This is a genomic window from Streptomyces sp. NPDC050636, assembly GCF_040654775.1.
Taxonomy (GTDB): Bacteria; Actinomycetota; Actinomycetes; order Streptomycetales; family Streptomycetaceae; genus Streptomyces.
In genome coordinates, this window is record NZ_JBFAIP010000007.1 from 119,413 (window position 1) to 136,128 (window position 16,716).

At 72.7% G+C, this 16,716-nt stretch carries 9 protein-coding genes; 2 read left to right on the forward strand and 7 right to left on the reverse strand.

Annotated elements, in window-relative coordinates; translation table 11 throughout:
* Window positions 1-121 precede the first annotated feature (121 nt).
* Window positions 122-3,916, forward strand: coding sequence for a multifunctional oxoglutarate decarboxylase/oxoglutarate dehydrogenase thiamine pyrophosphate-binding subunit/dihydrolipoyllysine-residue succinyltransferase subunit (locus AB0I10_RS10010; protein WP_363151874.1), 3,795 nt, complete (start codon window positions 122-124; stop codon window positions 3,914-3,916).
* Between the two features lie 86 nt (window positions 3,917-4,002).
* On the opposite strand, the gene fxsT is transcribed toward AB0I10_RS10010, so the two are convergent.
* The 7 genes from fxsT to AB0I10_RS10045 form a co-directional block, all read right to left on the reverse strand.
* The gene (fxsT, locus tag AB0I10_RS10015; protein ID WP_363151875.1) at window positions 4,003-7,023 is read right to left on the reverse strand and encodes an FxSxx-COOH system tetratricopeptide repeat protein; all 3,021 of its coding nucleotides are present in this window, start codon (window positions 7,021-7,023) and stop codon (window positions 4,003-4,005) included.
* A 172-nt stretch (window positions 7,024-7,195) separates the two neighbouring features.
* A complete protein-coding gene (locus AB0I10_RS10020) occupies window positions 7,196-8,389 on the reverse strand; it encodes an FxsB family cyclophane-forming radical SAM/SPASM peptide maturase (RefSeq protein WP_363151876.1) in 1,194 nt (397 codons plus the stop codon).
* A 159-nt stretch (window positions 8,390-8,548) separates the two neighbouring features.
* Complete coding sequence (locus tag AB0I10_RS10025; RefSeq protein WP_363151877.1) at window positions 8,549-8,785, reverse strand: YxD-tail cyclophane-containing RiPP peptide; 237 nt, start codon at window positions 8,783-8,785, stop codon at window positions 8,549-8,551.
* Window positions 8,786-8,891: 106 nt separating this feature from the next.
* The gene (locus AB0I10_RS10030; RefSeq protein WP_363151878.1) at window positions 8,892-12,317 is read right to left on the reverse strand and encodes an SAV_2336 N-terminal domain-related protein; all 3,426 of its coding nucleotides are present in this window, start codon (window positions 12,315-12,317) and stop codon (window positions 8,892-8,894) included.
* 5 nt (window positions 12,318-12,322) lie between these two features.
* The gene (locus AB0I10_RS10035) at window positions 12,323-13,405 is read right to left on the reverse strand and encodes a MoxR family ATPase (RefSeq protein WP_363151879.1); all 1,083 of its coding nucleotides are present in this window, start codon (window positions 13,403-13,405) and stop codon (window positions 12,323-12,325) included.
* A 382-nt stretch (window positions 13,406-13,787) separates the two neighbouring features.
* Complete coding sequence (locus AB0I10_RS10040) at window positions 13,788-15,923, reverse strand: trypsin-like peptidase domain-containing protein (RefSeq protein ID WP_363151880.1); 2,136 nt, start codon at window positions 15,921-15,923, stop codon at window positions 13,788-13,790.
* On the reverse strand, window positions 15,923-16,345 hold the full coding sequence (locus AB0I10_RS10045; RefSeq protein WP_363151881.1) for a CU044_2847 family protein: 423 nt from the start codon (window positions 16,343-16,345) through the stop codon (window positions 15,923-15,925). The genes AB0I10_RS10040 and AB0I10_RS10045 overlap by 1 nt, the downstream gene beginning before the upstream one ends.
* Window positions 16,346-16,497: 152 nt before the next feature.
* Here AB0I10_RS10045 and AB0I10_RS10050 point away from each other — a divergent pair, with 152 nt between their 5' ends.
* Complete coding sequence (locus tag AB0I10_RS10050) at window positions 16,498-16,683, forward strand: DUF6104 family protein (RefSeq protein WP_363151882.1); 186 nt, start codon at window positions 16,498-16,500, stop codon at window positions 16,681-16,683.
* The last annotated feature ends 33 nt before the right edge of the window (window positions 16,684-16,716 follow it).

Here is a 16,716-nt window from a genome sequence, read left to right on the forward strand (position 1 = left end):
CTTCGGTGAATGTGACGTGCGCGACGAGTGACCCTCCCGGACTGCACCAAAGGTCACAACAGGCGTAGCCTTTATTCCCGCTGTCCACCACCTTAGGAAGCGGAAGAGGGCGGTTGCCGCCGTGTCGCTACAGTCCCCCAACAGCTCGAGCATCTCGACCGACCAAGCAGGGCAGGGAAAGAACCCTGCTGCCGCGTTCGGTCCCAATGAGTGGCTCGTCGACGAGATCTACCAGCAGTACCTCCAGGACCCGAACTCGGTAGACCGAGCCTGGTGGGACTTCTTCGCTGACTACAAGCCGGGCGGCGCCACCGCGCCGGGCCAGCCGGCGGAGGGCTCTGCCCCCGCTCCGGCCGCCCCGGCCGCGCCGGCCGAGCCCAAGGCCGCCACCCCGGCCGCACCGGTCGCACCGGCTGCTCCGGCTGCTCCGGCTCCAGCTCCGGCGAAGCCCGCCGCGAGCGCCCCGGCCCCGGCCCCGGCGAAGCCGGCACCGGCCAAGCCGGCCGCGAAGCCCGCCGCCAAGAAGCCCGACGCCACCGAGGCCCCCGCCGGCCCCGAGCTCGTCACCCTGCGCGGTCCCTCGGCCGCCGTCGCGAAGAACATGAACGCCTCCCTGGAGCTGCCGACGGCCACGTCCGTCCGCGCCGTCCCGGTGAAGCTGCTGTTCGACAACCGCATCGTCATCAACAACCACCTCAAGCGCGCCCGTGGCGGGAAGGTCTCCTTCACGCACCTCATCGGGTACGCGATGGTGCAGGCCCTCAAGGCCATGCCGTCGATGAACTACTCCTTCGCGGAGAAGGACGGCAAGCCGACGCTGGTCAAGCCGGAGCACGTCAACCTCGGTCTGGCCATCGACCTGGTGAAGCCGAACGGCGACCGCCAGCTCGTCGTCGCCGCCATCAAGAAGGCCGAGACGCTGTCCTTCTTCGAGTTCTGGCAGGCCTACGAGGACATCGTCCGCCGGGCCCGCGACAACAAGCTGACGATGGAGGACTTCACCGGAGTCACCGCGTCGCTGACGAACCCGGGCGGCATCGGCACCGTCCACTCGGTGCCCCGTCTGATGCCCGGCCAGGGCCTCATCCTCGGCGTCGGCGCGATGGACTACCCCGCGGAGTTCCAGGGCACCTCCCAGGACACCCTGAACAAGCTGGGCGTCGCCAAGGTCATGACGATGACCAGCACGTACGACCACCGTGTGATCCAGGGCGCCGCCTCCGGCGAGTTCCTGCGCATCATGAGCCAGCTGCTGCTCGGCGAGAACGACTTCTTCGACGACATCTTCAAGTCGCTGCGGATCCCCTACGAGCCGGTCCGCTGGCTGCGGGACATCGACGTCTCCCACGACGACGACGTCACCAAGGCCGCCCGGGTCTTCGACCTGATCCACTCCTACCGGGTCCGCGGCCATGTCATGGCCGACACCGACCCGCTGGAGTACCACCAGCGCAAGCACCCCGACCTCGACATCATCGAGCACGGCCTCACCCTGTGGGACCTGGAGCGCGAGTTCGCGGTCGGCGGCTTCTCCGGCAAGTCCATGATGAAGCTGCGCGACATCCTGGGCGTGCTGCGCGACTCGTACTGCCGCACCACCGGCATCGAGTTCATGCACATCCAGGACCCCAAGCAGCGCAAGTGGATCCAGGACCGCGTCGAGCGCACGCACAAGTCGCCCGAGCGCGACGAGCAGCTGCGCATCCTGCGCCGCCTGAACTCCGCCGAGGCGTTCGAGACGTTCCTGCAGACGAAGTACGTCGGCCAGAAGCGCTTCTCCCTGGAGGGCGGCGAGTCCGTCATCCCGCTGCTGGACGCGGTCATCGACTCCGCGGCCGAGTCGCGCCTCGACGAGGTCGTCATCGGTATGGCCCACCGCGGCCGCCTCAACGTCCTGGCGAACATCGTCGGCAAGTCGTACGCGCAGATCTTCCGGGAGTTCGAGGGCAACCTCGACCCGAAGTCGATGCACGGCTCCGGCGACGTGAAGTACCACCTGGGCGCCGAGGGCACCTTCACCGGCCTGGACGGTGAGCAGATCACCGTCTCGCTGGCCGCGAACCCCTCCCACCTGGAGGCCGTCGACCCGATCGTCGAGGGCATCGCACGCGCCAAGCAGGACATCATCAACAAGGGCGGCACGGACTTCACGGTCCTGCCGGTCCAGCTGCACGGTGACGCGGCGTTCGCCGGCCAGGGTGTGGTCGCCGAGACGCTGAACATGTCGCAGCTGCGGGGCTACCGCACCGGCGGCACGGTCCACATCGTCATCAACAACCAGGTCGGCTTCACCGCCGCGCCGGAGGCGTCCCGCTCCTCCATGTACGCCACCGACGTGGCCCGCATGATCGAGGCGCCGATCTTCCACGTGAACGGTGACGACCCCGAGGCCGTCGTCCGCGTCGCCCGTCTGGCCTTCGAGTTCCGCCAGGCGTTCAACAAGGACGTCGTCATCGACCTGATCTGCTACCGCCGTCGCGGCCACAACGAGTCGGACAACCCGGCCTTCACCCAGCCTCTGATGTACGACCTGATCGACAAGAAGCGCTCGGTGCGCAAGCTCTACACCGAGTCGCTCATCGGTCGCGGCGACATCACGCTGGAAGAGGCCGAGCAGGCGCTGCAGGACTTCCAGGGCCAGCTGGAGAAGGTCTTCACCGAGGTCCGCGACGCCACGACGGCGCCGGCGGTCCCCGAGGTGCCGCAGCCCAAGGCCGAGTTCCCGGTCTACGTGGACACCGCGATCTCCCAGGAGGTCGTCAAGCGGATCGCCGAGTCCCAGGTCAACATCCCCGAGCGGGTCACCGTCCACCCGCGCCTGCTGCCGCAGCTGCAGCGCCGCGCGGCCCAGGTGGAGGACGACGCGATCGACTGGGGCATGGGCGAGACCCTCGCCATCGGTTCGCTGCTGATGGAGGGCACCCCGGTCCGGCTCGCCGGCCAGGACTCCCGCCGCGGCACCTTCGGCCAGCGGCACGCGGTGCTCATCGACCGCCAGACCGGCGACGACTACACCCCGCTGCTCTACCTCTCCGAGGACCAGGCCCGCTTCAACGTCTACGACTCGCTGCTGAGCGAGTACGCGGCGATGGGCTTCGAGTACGGCTACTCGCTGGCCCGCCCGGAGTCGCTGGTCATGTGGGAGGCGCAGTTCGGTGACTTCGTCAACGGCGCCCAGACGATCGTCGACGAGTTCATCTCCTCGGCGGAGCAGAAGTGGGGCCAGACGTCCGGCGTCACCCTGCTTCTCCCGCACGGCTACGAGGGCCAGGGCCCGGACCACTCCTCGGCCCGGATCGAGCGCTTCCTGCAGCTCTGCGCCCAGAACAACATGACGGTCGCCATGCCGACGCTGCCGTCGAACTACTTCCACCTGCTGCGGTGGCAGGTGCACAACCCGCACCACAAGCCGCTGGTGGTCTTCACCCCGAAGTCGATGCTGCGTCTGAAGGCGGCGGCGTCGAAGACGGAGGAGTTCACGACGGGCGGCTTCCGCCCCGTCATCGGCGACACCACGGTGGACGCCCAGGCGGTCCGCAAGGTCGTCTTCTGCTCCGGCAAGGTCTACTACGACCTGGAGGCGGAGCGGGCGAAGCGCGGCGCCAACGACACGGCGATTGTCCGTATCGAGCGGCTCTACCCGCTGCCCGGCGCGGAACTCCAGGCGGAGATCGCCAAGTTCCCGAACGCCGAGAAGTACCTGTGGGCCCAGGAAGAGCCGGCGAACCAGGGTGCCTGGCCGTTCCTTGGCCTCAACCTGATCGACCACCTGGACCTGGCCGTCGGCGCCGACGTCCCGCACGGCGAGCGCCTGCGCCGCATCTCGCGGCCGCACGGCTCGTCCCCGGCCGTCGGCTCCGCCAAGCGCCACCAGGCGGAGCAGGCCCAGCTGGTCGCGGAGGTCTTCGACGCATAGCCGTCGGAGTTCCGGGAGCACCGGGAGTACCTGAAGTATCCGAAGGGCCCGTCCTCGCAGTTGCGGGGGCGGGCCCTTCGGGCCGTCTACACGGGCTGCGGCTCGAAGTCCCAGTACGGGCGACGGCGGCGCCGCGCGGAAAGGGTGTGCGGGTGCTCGGCGCCCAGCGTCTCGGTGAGCTGCTGGACGGCCTCCTGCTCCAGCTTCGCCGCCTCCTGGCCGCGGCGCAGCGTGCGCAGGTCCTCGGCGAGTGCCGTCTTGGCGGAGAGGGTCATCGGGTGGGTCTCCCCGAGCGCCGCCTTGGCCCGCTCCAGGGTGTCGCGGCCCAGTTCCAGCGCGCCCTCCTCGTCGTCCACGCGGTTGCGGGCGGCGCCGGCGTTCAGCGCGCAGCCCAGCGTCCAGGGATGGTCGGCGCCCATGACCTGGGTCATCCCGCTCAGCGCGCGCTCCGCGATCTCCAGCGCCTCCGGCATCTCGCCGAACTCCGCACGGACCAGGCCGGTGTTGCCCAGGGTGCCGATGGTGTACGGGTGGCTCTCGCCGGCCAGGGTGCGGTAGCGCTCGGCGACCTCCTCGCCGATCTCGCGGGACTGCCCGAGGTCGCCGTGCTCGCGCAGGAAGGTGGAGTGGTCGGCGAGCACCGTCAGCGTCTCGGGATGCCGGGGCCCCAGGACCTGGCGGGAGCGCTCGACGAGGTCGGCCATCAGCGTGCCGGCCCGTGCGACCTCACCGGAGCGGCGCAGGCACAGCGCGAGGTCGTGCTCGGCGCGCAGCGTCTGCGGGGTGTGCGGGCCCATCACCTGCAGATGCAGCCGCGCGTTGAGCTCCTGGCTGGAAGTGGCATCGCGGTAGCGGCCGAGCAGCCGCAGCATTCGGGCATGGGCGTTTCCCGCGTTGAGGGTGAGGTGGTGCCGATCGCGCAGCTCCCGCTTCCGGAATGCCAGCACCTCGCGGTGCGTGACCAGCGCTTCTTCGTACCGGCCGAGCAGCGCCAGCGCCGAGCCGAGGTTGTGGCGTGAGGAGAGGGTGCGCGGGGCCTCCGGGCCGAGGAGCTCGGTGTAGGCGCGCCAGACGGCGTCGAAGAGCCGGTACGCCTCCTCGTACGAGCCGAGCGCCATCAGGGTGCCGGCCAGGCCGTCCTGAGCGCGCAGCAGATCGGCGTCGGAGGCTTCGCGCTCGGTGGTGAGCTGATCGACGATGGCGCTGCCGACCGCCTCGGCCTCGCGGTAACGGCCGAGCCTGCGGAGCATGTTGGCGTGCTGGTGGGTGAGCACGAGCATGGTGCGCCGGGTGGGATCGAGACGGGTGCGCCAGCGGGACATGGACTGTTCGCACAGCCGGAGGCCCATCCGGTACTCGCCGCGGACCCGGAGGTACTCGATGCAGTTGAGCAGCAGCTCCTGGACTGCCGGTTCGGGGCTGTCGAGGACGCCGGCCGACTCCAGATGCGGGATGAGTTCGGCGTAGCGCTCCCAGTAGCGGGTGTCGGAGGGGTTCTGCGGGTCGGCGGTGACCAGCACCCGGCAGGCCGTCGCGGACATGTGGTCCCGCTCGTCCTCGGTCATGTCGCTGCGCAGGAAGCGGTGGTAGAGCCGGTGCATCTGCGCGGTCTCGACGGCCGGGTCGGAGTCCTGGGAGATCTGGTAGTCGAGGCGTACGGCGGTGGATTCGGTCAGCCGGCGGAGCGCGGTGTTCCAGCTGATCGGCTCGGCGGCGAGGTCCGCGAGGTGTTCGGGCAGGTCGCCGCGGCGGGCCTTGGCGAGCATCGGGACGGGGATGGCGTCGGGCGCGAAGAACGCGAACAGCTTGAGGAGTTCCACCGCGGCGGGGCTGCGTTCGCGCAGTGTGTTGAGAGTTATGGCCCAACTGGTCTGGAAGGCCATCGGGTAGTCGGAGGAGATCCGGATGCCGACGAGGCTGGGCTCGCCGCGGCGGATCAGCTCGATGTACTCCTTGGGGGACATCGGGTTGGCGTCGAGCCAGGCGGCGGTCTGGGCGAGCAGCAGCGGCAGGTCCTGCACGGCGTCGGAGAGCAGGTCGGCTTCCAGGGGCGTCAGCCGGGACGCGCGGCGCCGGGCGTAGGCGACGCTCTCGATACGGGTGAAAGGCCGTACCTCGATCTCCTGGGCGCTGCCCGATCCCGACCAGTCACGGGTGAGCGTGGTGATCAGCACATGGCCGCGGCCGTCCGGAACCAGGTCCTCGATCTGCTCCATGTCGTCGGCACTGTCGAAGATCAGCAGCCAGCGGCGGTACGGGCGGCCGATGCGCAGCGCTTCATGGACGGCGCGGATGCGGTCGCCCAGCTCCTGGCCTACGGGCAGGCCGAGGCGGGTGGCGAGTTCGGCGAGCTGTTCGCGGGCCGCGCCGCGGGTGGTGGCGCTGATCCACCACACCACGTCGTAGTCGTTGCCGAAGCGGTGCGCGTATTCGGCGGCGATCTGGCTCTTGCCGACGCCGGAGATGCCGTAGAGCGCGATCCGGGTCTCCAGCGGCGGGCCGGCGCCGAGGCCGCCGCCGGCGAGCTTGCTGTGCAGTTCCTCCAGGACGCTGTCGCGGCCGGTGAAGCGGTTGTTGCGGCGTGGGATGTTCCAGACCTCGGGCGGGTCGTTGGGGAAGCGCGGGGCGTCGGCGGACGGTTCGCCGCGGGTGCGCCGGGCGGGGGTGACGCCGAGGCGGTGCAGCAGCCGGCGGTTGGCCTCGACGGCGTCCAGGTCGCGCAGGTCGGCGGGGCGCAGGATGGCGGCGGTGGTGGGCAGTTTCTGGCTGGCGATGCTCACCGCCGCGAACCGGTCGGCGTGCGGCGGCAGGACTTCCTGCAGTGCGGCGGTCCACTCGTCGTGGCTCTTGGGCCCGAGCCGGAAGTACCAGTCGTCCAGCACCATCAGCAGGCGGCCCTCGGCGGCCAGCAGCCCGGACAGCTCTTCGGCGAGCGGGGTGTCCGCGGCGGGGTCCCAGCGCAGCATGGTCGTGCCGTGGCCCAGCTGCTCCAGCTGGTGGGAGATCCATGCCGCCCAGGGCCGGTTGAATCCCGCATAGCTGATCGTGATGTGTTCTCTGGAGCGGCTGGGACCGGACGGACCAGAAGAAGCGGACTGCTCGACCATGCGACCGTCTCCCTGAGATGGTGGGCGCGCGTGCAGAGGCTGTGGGGGCCGGACGGGGTAGGTCCGGTGTCCCTTCCTGCCCGCCGGGCGGTCGAAGGGGCACCGGACCTACCCGTCCAGTTCTTGGGCACGATAACCCAAGTGTCCCTCCATATGACGACAGTGCGTCAGGTCATGTTGGAGGGGCCTCAGTTGGGGGAATCCCGCGCAGAACAGCGGCGTCCAGACGGGCGGCGATATGCCGGATCAGGCGTTCCAGGTCGGCGCAGTACACGGACGGGTTGGCGAATCCGGTGGCGCCCGCGCGGTAGCGGTGGGCGTAGTTGCCGCCGCCGCAGACCTGTATCAGGGCGCAGCGCCGGCACTGAGCGCCGAGGCCGTCGCGGCCGCCCTGGCGGGCGGCCACGCCGGGGTGCACGAGGGCCTCGTCGAAGGTGTGGCGGAAGACGTCGAGGCCGGTGGCGGCGGCGCCCTCGTAGGTGGATTTGAGCGAGTCGACCTGTTCGATGGCGCCGTCGGTGTCGACGACGAGGGCGACGACCGGTGAGAGGCCGACCGCTTCGCTGGAGCTGGGCCGGCCCAGGAGGAGGCCGAGGATCTCGGTGAACACCCGCACCCGGGGTCCGGGGCCGCCGTCCCACCAGAGGTCGAAGACGGTGCACAGCCAGTCGCCGTACGGGGTGCGGCTCGCAGATGCCGGAGAGGCGGGCAGCGGGGCGGGCGGCGGGCTGGACCAGTTGGCGTGCGGGAGGAGGAAGTCGAGCATCGGGGGGCCGAGCGCGCGCAGCGAGCGGTAGACCTCGGCCGGGTCGGCGGTGATGTCGATGGTGCAGAGGACGCCGGCGAAGACGTCGGGGCGGCCGGAGAGCAGGCGTACGGCGCGGGAGACGGCGGGCCAGGAGGGGCGTCCGGCGTGGTCGAGACGGCGGCGGTTGAGGCCGGGGGTGCCGCCGTCGAGGCTGAGGCCGAGGCGGAATCCGGCGGCGCCGAGGGTGGCGATCGTGTCGTGGGTGAGCAGTGTGCCGTTGGTCTGCACGCCGAATTCGGCGGTGCAGTCGGCGGGGAGCGCGGCGCGGACGGCGGCGGCCTGTTCGAGGAGCGGGCCGGGGCCGGTGAGCAGGGGCTCGCCGCCGTGCAGATCGATGCGGATCTCGCGGAGGCGGTGGGTGCGGACGTGTTCCGCGATGCGCAGCGCGGTCTGGCGGACGGTGGCGGCCGGGACGAGCCGCGGGCGGTCGCGCCAGCTGTGGTCCGGTCCGGCGTAGATGTAGCAGTAGGTGCAGGCAAGGTTGCAGCGGCTGTGGATCTTCAGAACGAACTGCCGGAAGGGTACGGCGGTGGTCCGGCCGCTCGGTTCGTCCACCACGGCGCCGCCCCCTGCCTCAGTAGACGTCCGGGGTCATCGGGCTTCCGTCCGCGCTCCCGCTCTCAGGTACTTGACTCCACCATCGATCGAGAATTCGAATTCCCTGGATAACTGGCCGATTCCCTTGCCCGTTTGCCTAAAAACAACTGTTCCCGACCGTCAATGCAAGAGTTTTCCCGGGCCGTCCTCGTAGTACGCCACCGCGTCGTCCGCCGAAGGCCAGTTGCGCAGCAGCAGCGCCGCCACCTCTCGCAGCACCGCATGGTCCGTCCGCGCCGCCAGTACGCCCACGTCGACGCCCTCGAAGTCCGGGAGCGGCACGGCCGACGGGCCGGACGGCCCGGAGGGGCAGGCTGAGGCTCCCGCGAGCGGTTCGGTGCGGGGGGTGGTCGCCACACTGCTCTCCTCTGGGCCGGCTGGACGGTGGTGTTCCCGAACTCCCGTCCGCAGAAACACGTTCCACGGCGGACGGCCAGACAGCCGGCCGGCGCTCGGGGGGTGGTCAGGCGGTGGGGTCGAGGGCACGCATACGGGCACGGGTGCGCAGGGCTTCGGGGCCGGTGTCCTCGGCCGCGCGCTGCCACTGCTCCCAGCTCTCCCGGTAGGCGTACAGCGCGGACTGGGGGCCCGCGGTGACCTCCAGGACCTCGCCGCGACGGTGGTGCGCGCGGGCGGCCAGCACGGCGCTGCCGGCCCGCCGGGCGTCGGCGGCGGCGCGGCGGTAGCAGGCCGCGGCCCGGTCGTGCCGCTCCCTGGAGCCGAAGCGGCGGTCCAACAGCAGCTGGACATCGCCCACTTCGAGCCACGCCTCGGCCGCCACGGCCGGCACCTCCGTACCGCGCGCGGCCAGCTCCAGGACCCAGTCGGCCTCGTGCAGATCGGCGAGCGAGGGCTGGCGTTCATGGCGCAGCCGCAACGCGCGCCCGAACAACAGCCGGTGTCCGCCGAGACTGGGATCCTGCGGCGCGACCCGGGCCAGCGCCTCGCGCAGTACATGCACCGCCTCGTTGGCCAGCCGCTTGCCCGGCTCGGTGGCCGGCTCCAGCCGGGCCCTGAGCAGCAGCGCCTCGCCGCGCTCGGCGAGCAGCGAGCTGTGCTGGGGGGAATCCGGGGCGGTCAGGCGGAGCGCGGCGGCCAGCGCGGCGATGGCGTCGTCGAGGGCGGTCACGGCGCCGGTCCGGGTGTGCACGGCCCGCTGGGCGGCCGCGATCCGGTGCAGGCTGTCGGCCTCCAGGGCCGGTTCTTCAAGGGCTCGGGCCATTGCGTGGGCGCGTTCCAGCGTGGGCAGTACGGAGAGCAGTCCCGCGCCGCCGGTCAGCGAGCGGGCCGCCGCCAGGTCGAGCAGCGTCTCGCAGACCAGCCGGTCGGCAGCGCTGCCGCGACGGCGCAGCAGCACGGTGGCGGTGTCGAGGTCGTCCGCGGCGCGCACCGCGAGGGCGTCGGCGGGAGCGCCGGGAAGCGGCGGGCCCTCGGAGCGGCCGCGGGCGGCCCGCCGGGCCTGGTCCAGCAGGACGCCGCCGCGCGCCGCGTAGACCTCACCGGGGACCCGCTCGCCGCTGGGCCACTGGTCGAGGAGGGTGGTGAGGGAGCGTTCCGCCTCGCCGAGGGGGTCGGGCAAGGCGGGCGGTGTGGCGGCGTCGGACGGGGCGGCTGTCCCGTCCGAGGGCAGGGCGGCCAGTCGGCGCAGTACCCGGGTGCGCAGCACCATGCTCTCCAGGACGCGGGGGTCGAGCAGGCTCATCAGCCCGCAGGCGGCGTGCAGTTGGTGTGCGGCGTCCTCCAGGGCGGCGCGCTCCTCGTCCGGTGCGCCGGCGGCGCGACGCTCCTGGGCACGGGCGTGCCGGACCCGGCCGAGCACGATCAGCGCGCGGGTGCGCTCGGCCTCCAGGCCCGCGGCCCGCTCACCGTTGTCGTCATCCGGCGCGGTGGCCATCCCCCAGGCTCTCGACTCGGTTCGAGCAGGGGAGGCCCCCATCGCGGCCCGCACCGCGCGTTCGGCCTCCTCCAGGGCGTCGGGCTGGCGCCACTCCGCCCAGGCGTGCAGCAGTCCCCGGGCGAGGTCGGTGCCCGCCTGGGGCAGCCGCCGGGCCGCCGCACGCAGCAGCCGTACCGCCTCGATGAGGTCGCGGACGGCGCGGTCCTGTTCGTAGCGCTCCAGCAGGGCGGCGCCCTCGGCGGCCGGGCCGTCGGACACATACGGCCGCTCGGCGGGCGGCCGCAGCGCCGGTTCGAAGCGGCGCAGGACCCGCTCGGAGACCCGGGCGAACGGTTCGGGCACGGCGCGCTGCCCGGACTCCGGCTCGCGGCCGCTGCCGGAGAGCATGGCGACGGCGACGGCCGGGAAGTTGCGAGCGGTGCGGCCGAAGGTGCGCTCGATGTAGAGCGAGCAGTGTTTGAGGACCAGCGCGGCCTCGCCCGCGCTCAGCCGGCCGAGCAGTTCGTCGCGTACGCCGGGGACGAAGTCGTACCAGGGGCCGCCGGCAGCGGTCTCCGGCCCCGGCGGGCGCTGGTCGGCGGGGAGTTGATCCGGCGGCAGCCGGTCCGCCGGCAGTTGCCTGACCAGGCCGCTGAGCAGCACTTCCGCCAGCTCCGCCGGTCCGGTCTGCGGCAGCATCGCGCGCTGGACGAGCTGGATGACGGGCAGCGCCAGCGGGACCGCCGACAGATGGACGGCCAGCAGCCGGGCGGCGGGCGAGGCCAGCCGGGCGAACTCGCTCACCATCCGCTCCGGTTCGGCGCGCGGGGGCTCCGAAGGGGGCCCTGCGGCAGGTTCCGCGCCATGGTCGGCGCGGACGACGGAGGCCGCGCCGCGCAGCGAGAGACCGGAGTCGGCGGCGGCCAGTCGGGCCCAGGAGCCGAGCGCGGAGGGGGTCGCGGACAGGACCGGGATGGCGCGTTCCCGGGTCGTTCCGGCCCCCGGGCCGGGTGGTGCGGCTGCCCGGCGGCGGCGCCTCGCGGGCTGGAAGTCCAGGGCCTGGTACGGCCCCTGGCGGCGGACGAGGGTGCCGGCGACGGCGGGCAGGAGGGTGCGCGCCCACATCCGCTGCGGCAGCGGCTGGACGACGGCGAGCGGCGCGTCGGCCGCCCAGCGGTAGAGCAGCCGCTGCATCCGGCCGTCCTGCCAGAGGGGGCCCGCGCAGTCGCTGACGACGAGGGTGAGGTGGTGGCCCGTGGGATCGTGCAGCTGGTCGGCGGGGCGCAGCGGCCGGCCGGGGCCCGGGGCCGCGGCGACGCCGACGTCCGGGCCGTGCGGGTGCAGGTAATGCACCGTGACATCGCGGAAGGCGCCCACCCGCTCGCAGACCTGCCGCAGGTCGTGCAGCATCTGCTCCCAGACGGCCATCGAGGACGAGCCGTCCATCAGGAGCCGCAGCGCGGCCTCCCGGCGGTGCACTCCGCGCAGCACCGGGATGACCATTTCGGCGTGTGCGGAGAGCTCGGCGGTGGCGGACTCGTCCAGCTCCCGGCGGACCGGCGCGACCGGCGGGTGGTAGCGCTGGACGGGCCGCAGGGCGCGTTGCAGCGGCAGCAGTCCGGGGAAGGCGGAGGCGATCGGGACGGCGACCTCGCCGAGGCGGAGGCGGTCCGGGTCGGAGAACCTCTCGTCCTGGGCGGGCAGCAGCTCCGCCTCGCGGCCGCGCCCGGTGGGCTCCTGGAGCATGGATCTGCCGGCGGACGGTTCCGGGGCGTCGTCGGCCACAGGATCAGCGGGCTCCGCCGGTCCCACCGAGAAACTGGCCGGATCGCTGCGGTCCGCGCGGGCGGGCGCGGGCGCGTCGGCGCCGGCCGTCCGCGTCTCGTCCGGCGTGATCCACTGCGCCAGCCAGAGGGCGTCCGCCATCCCCCGGGCATCGGCGGGCACCCCCGCCGCGGTCAGCCGTGCGACGAGCTCGTCGAGGGGACCGGGACCGGGCTCCCCGAGAGGCACCGCGCTCACCTCGTCCGGTCAAGAGGCCGCATGAGCTCGGCCGTCAGGCGCCGTCGGGTCTCCTCCTCGTCCTCGTCCGTCCAGCCGGCCTTCTGGGTGAGGTGGATGGCGTTGAACAGCTGGTCGACAGCGCGCACATCACCGGGCTCACGGTCCAGGAAGCGGTCGATCACCTCCTCGTGGCGCTCGGCCGCCTCCTCGCCGAAGTGGGCCCGCACCATGGCGGCGAGCCGCTCCTTGTCCGGTACGGGGATGTGCAGGTGGATACAGCGGCGCAGCAGGGGCGCCGGGAAGTCCCGCTCGCCGTTGCTGGTCAGCACGATGAACGGGAAGGCCCGGCAGCGCACCCGGCCGTCGCGCACCGTCACCCGCGCGCCGTCGTCGCTGAGCACCTGCACTTCGAAGGCGGATCCGGCCAGCCGCTCCAGCTCCGGAATCCTGAACTCCCCTTCTTCCAGGACGTTCAGGAGGTCGTTGGGCAGGTCGATATCGCTCTTGTCCAGCTCGTCGACGAGCAGCACCCGGGGCCTGGCGGCGGGCAGCAGCGCCGTGCCGAGCGGGCCGAGGCGGATATAGCGCCCGATGCCGCCGCCCGGCTCGTCGGCGGCATCGTCGGCGGGATCCGCGTCTGCGGCGCCGCCACCGGCGGCATCATCGGGCGTCGGCCGCGGCGGCGCGGCACGGGCGATCTGGAGGTCCTGGAGGCGGCCTATCGCGTCGTACGCGTACAGGCCGTCGCGGAGCGTGCTGCGGCTGACGACGGGCCAGCTGAGCACCCGGCCGAGGCCGAGTTCGTACGCGACCGAATGCGCGAGGGTGCTCTTGCCGCTGCCCGGAGCGCCGGTCACCAGCAGCGGCCTGCGCAGATAGAGCGCGGCGTTGACCAGCTCGCGCTCGGTCTCGCCGGGCCGGTGGTGGCTGGCCTCGCGGCGCTGCACGCCGAGCCGGCGCTCGGAGGCGGGGTCTAGGGCGGCGGGCGGCGCCACGAGGGGCCCGCCGTCGAAATCGCGCCAGGGTGGCGGCGGCGGAAGGTGCTCAATGCCGTCGTGCGGTGCCCCCGCGCCGCGGTAGATGAGCCAGTCGCTCACGTCGGAACTCCTCGTCGCCGGCCAGGCATCGGGCAGGAGCAATGGTCATGTAGGGCCGTCGCGGAGACGCCGGCATCCGCCCCCGTTCCTCCGCCACATCCCCCATGTCCGCCACGGACAATCACGGATCGGAACCACCGAACAGAAAGACCGAACACAACCACGGAACAATCTCTCACGACGCTATGACAGTACCCCTCCGTACGGAAGCTCACGGGGCGGTTTCCGGTCTCCACTGTCTTCATCACCGGGCGCCAAGTGCCTCGTACGGGGCGTGACTTGGCATGCGCAGGGCGCCGCGCACGGGGCAGGCGCCGGGCGCGTGCGGGGTGACGCGGGGCGTACGCGGGCGGGGGCCCGAGCTCCTGGTCACGGCGGCCGGTCACGGCGACACCTGCGGCCGGTCCGCGAAGAGCTGCGGTATCGGATCCTCCGGGTCGTCATAGAGGAGCACCAGATCGCGAGCCCAGTGCATGCCCTCCTCGGCGGCCTCGGCGGCCTTCGCCCGCAGCTCCCTGACCAGCTCGGGAAGCCGGGACACCGCCCCCGCACCGTGCAGCAACTCCCGTACCCCGCGGTGGAATTCCTCACAGGAGGCGTCGCACTCCCGCTCGCCGTGGCCGGTCGCGGGCCACAGTGCGGCCGGGAAGCCGCTGTCCAGGGCGACGCCGACCGCGTCCCGCCCGAACCCCTCGGCGACCGAATGGCACAGCGCGGGCAGCGCACCCCCGTCCGCCGACTCCAGCAGCCGCCACATGGCCTCGGCGGAGGCGGTGCCCGGATGCGCACCGGCGCCCGCGCCCGGACGCGGCGGGAGGCGCAGCGCGTGCAGTTCGGGCGCGACGGTGATGCCCTGCCAGCGGCGCAGCCAGGCCGGGTCGACCTCCTCGCGCCGCCCCTGGTCACGCAGGATCACCGCGCGCCCCGGGCCCACCGGCCGCACCCGGGCGGTGCGCCGGGTGGAGGCCGCGACCTCCCACTGGCCGGCCGGCGTGTGCCAGTGGCCCTCGGGGACGGCGACCTCCAGGCGCACCCGGGCATCGGGGCCCGCGTCCTGGTCGGCGCGCAGCAGCCGCGCGCCGAGCCGCCGCAGGACCTGCCCACGGGCCTGCTCGAACGGCACCCCGCCGTCCGACTCCTGGACGTCCACGCGCAGCCATTTCCCCTGGCCGTAGCCCTCGCTGACCGACCAGTTGAACAGCTCGTGCCCGCCCTCGTCGTAGAACAGCGGCTCGAACTCGACGAGCACGGACCGCGGCCGGCGCCGCACGGGCCCGATCCTGCGGCGGTCCTGCGGCTGCAGCACCACCGCCTTGGCCTGCACGAACTCCGCAAGGCGGGCCGCCTCCCCGCGCGCCGCTGCGGCCGCCTCGCCCGGTACGTCGCGCGTCTCGTCGGCCGTCAGCTGCGCCACGATCCGCAGATAGTGCACAAAGGCGCACAGCTCCGTGTACGGGTCACTGCCCCGGTAGAGCTCGCCGTGGCCGTCCCGCCAGGTGCGCAGCGGCCAGGCCGCGGGGCCGTCGCCGCGCTCCAGCGCCTCGCCGACCGCCCGCTCGACGACCAGCGGGTCACGCGGCGCGGGCAGCCGGGCGAGCAGATCGAGCGCCTGCAGCCGCTCCTGGACGCCCCACAGCCGCCCCCGCCCCGCCATGATCGCGTGCTGGGCGTCGAACCAGGTGGGCCCGCCGGGGCGGCCGAGCTCCTGCCCGGCCCAGTGCCAGCGGTCGTGCAGGCTCATCAGCGCGTGATACGGGTCGGGGCCGAGCCCCGCGGCGCCCGCCACGAGATGCTCCGGGCCCAGCCCGCGCAGCGCGGTGACCGGCACCGCGAGCCCGACGTGGTCATGCTGATGACGGCCCTTGACGATGCCGACCACCTCACCGCGGTCGCATTCGAGCAGCGGCCCCCCGGACGCGCCCGGCATGACCCGGACATCGCTCCCGAACTGGAGCCCCCGGGCGTCCCGGGCACCGAACCGGACCGCGAGGAACGTGTCGTGCGCCGTGTCGCGTACACCACCGGACTCACGTATTACGCGTTCCTGCGCGGCGGACTCCCCCTCGCACGCTCCTGCGCCCGGCCGGTCATGTCCGCGGAAGATGTACGCGTCCTCCAGGAGCGTCGTCGGCTGGTCGCTGAGCCAGGCACAGGGGTGCTCGGCCTCCGGGTCGAGCAGTTGGACCAGGGCGAGATCGGCGCGGGCGGCCGGCCCGGCCTCCGGGTCGGGCCGGCTCAGGTCGTATGCCAGCCGCGCGGCGCGCACCCGCCCGCCGAACGCGACCCCGAAGACGCCGCCGGGGCCCGCCTCGCGCCGTCGTCCGTCGCTCGCGGCGAGCACATGCGCGCAGGTCAGCACCCATCCGGGGGCGATCAGCACGCCGCTCCCCCACAGCCGGGTGTCCGGTGCGCCCGGTGCGGCCCGCAGGCTGACGGTGGTCCGCCCGGCGTGGTCGAGAAGCTGTGTGGACGCCGCGCGGCCTCCGCGGCCGCCGGCCGGGCTCTGGGAGGTCGCCATCAGCGGCCCGAATCATCCGGCTCCTGGGGGTCGGCGGGCCGTTGGGGCTCCCCCGGTGCGGGCGCCCCGTCCTCGCGCCGCCAGGTGAGCGTCACCGAGAGGTTCGCCTTCGCCTCGCCGTCCGCGAGCAGGGCGACGGCCTTGCCCGGCTTGGCGGACACCTCCACCCCGAAGGTCACGCTGGTCTCGTGCGGCGCGACCCGCTCGGCGGCCTGACGGACGCTGGCGGCGACCCCGCCGATCACCTCGCGCAGGCCCTCGACCCGGGCACCGAGCGCGTCCCAGGCGCCGACGTCCTCGAATTCCCCGTCGGCACCGGCCGTTGTGTCCGTCCCGCCGAGCCCGGGTGCGTCCAGTCTGGAGACGCGGGCCCAGACCTCCGTACCGTCGGGCAGCGTGATCTGCTGAGCGCGATCTTGCATCACGGCCTCCTGCTCCCCCTAGGCGGCAATTCCCCATTGCCGCAGGACCGTTGACAGACGATCAGGTTAGCCCGCGGGTGCCTGTGGCGCGAGAGGTCCGTGAGCCTGCCTATCCTGGCTCGGAACGACCCATGACCCCTGGTGGAGAGCGCGTGTATTTCACTGACCGTGGCATCGAGGAGCTGGAGAACCGGCGCGGCGAGGAGGAGGTCACCCTCGGTTGGGTGGCCGATCAGCTGCGTACGTTCGTCGACCTGAACCCGGACTTCGAGGTGCCGGTGGAGCGGCTGGCCACCTGGCTGGCCCGGCTCGACGACGAGGATGAGGACGAGGAGTAACGACGGGGAGTAACAGGGCAGGGAACACAGGGG

Excerpts from the sequence above, each read along its gene's own strand:
- fxsT (WP_363151875.1), bottom strand. The coding sequence starts at position 7,023 with ATGGTCGAGCAGTCCGCTTCTTCTGGTCCGTCCGGTCCCAGCCGCTCC.
- AB0I10_RS10040 (WP_363151880.1), bottom strand. The coding sequence starts at position 15,923 with ATGGCGACCTCCCAGAGCCCGGCCGGCGGCCGCGGAGGCCGCGCGGCG.
- AB0I10_RS10045 (WP_363151881.1), bottom strand. The coding sequence starts at position 16,345 with ATGCAAGATCGCGCTCAGCAGATCACGCTGCCCGACGGTACGGAGGTC.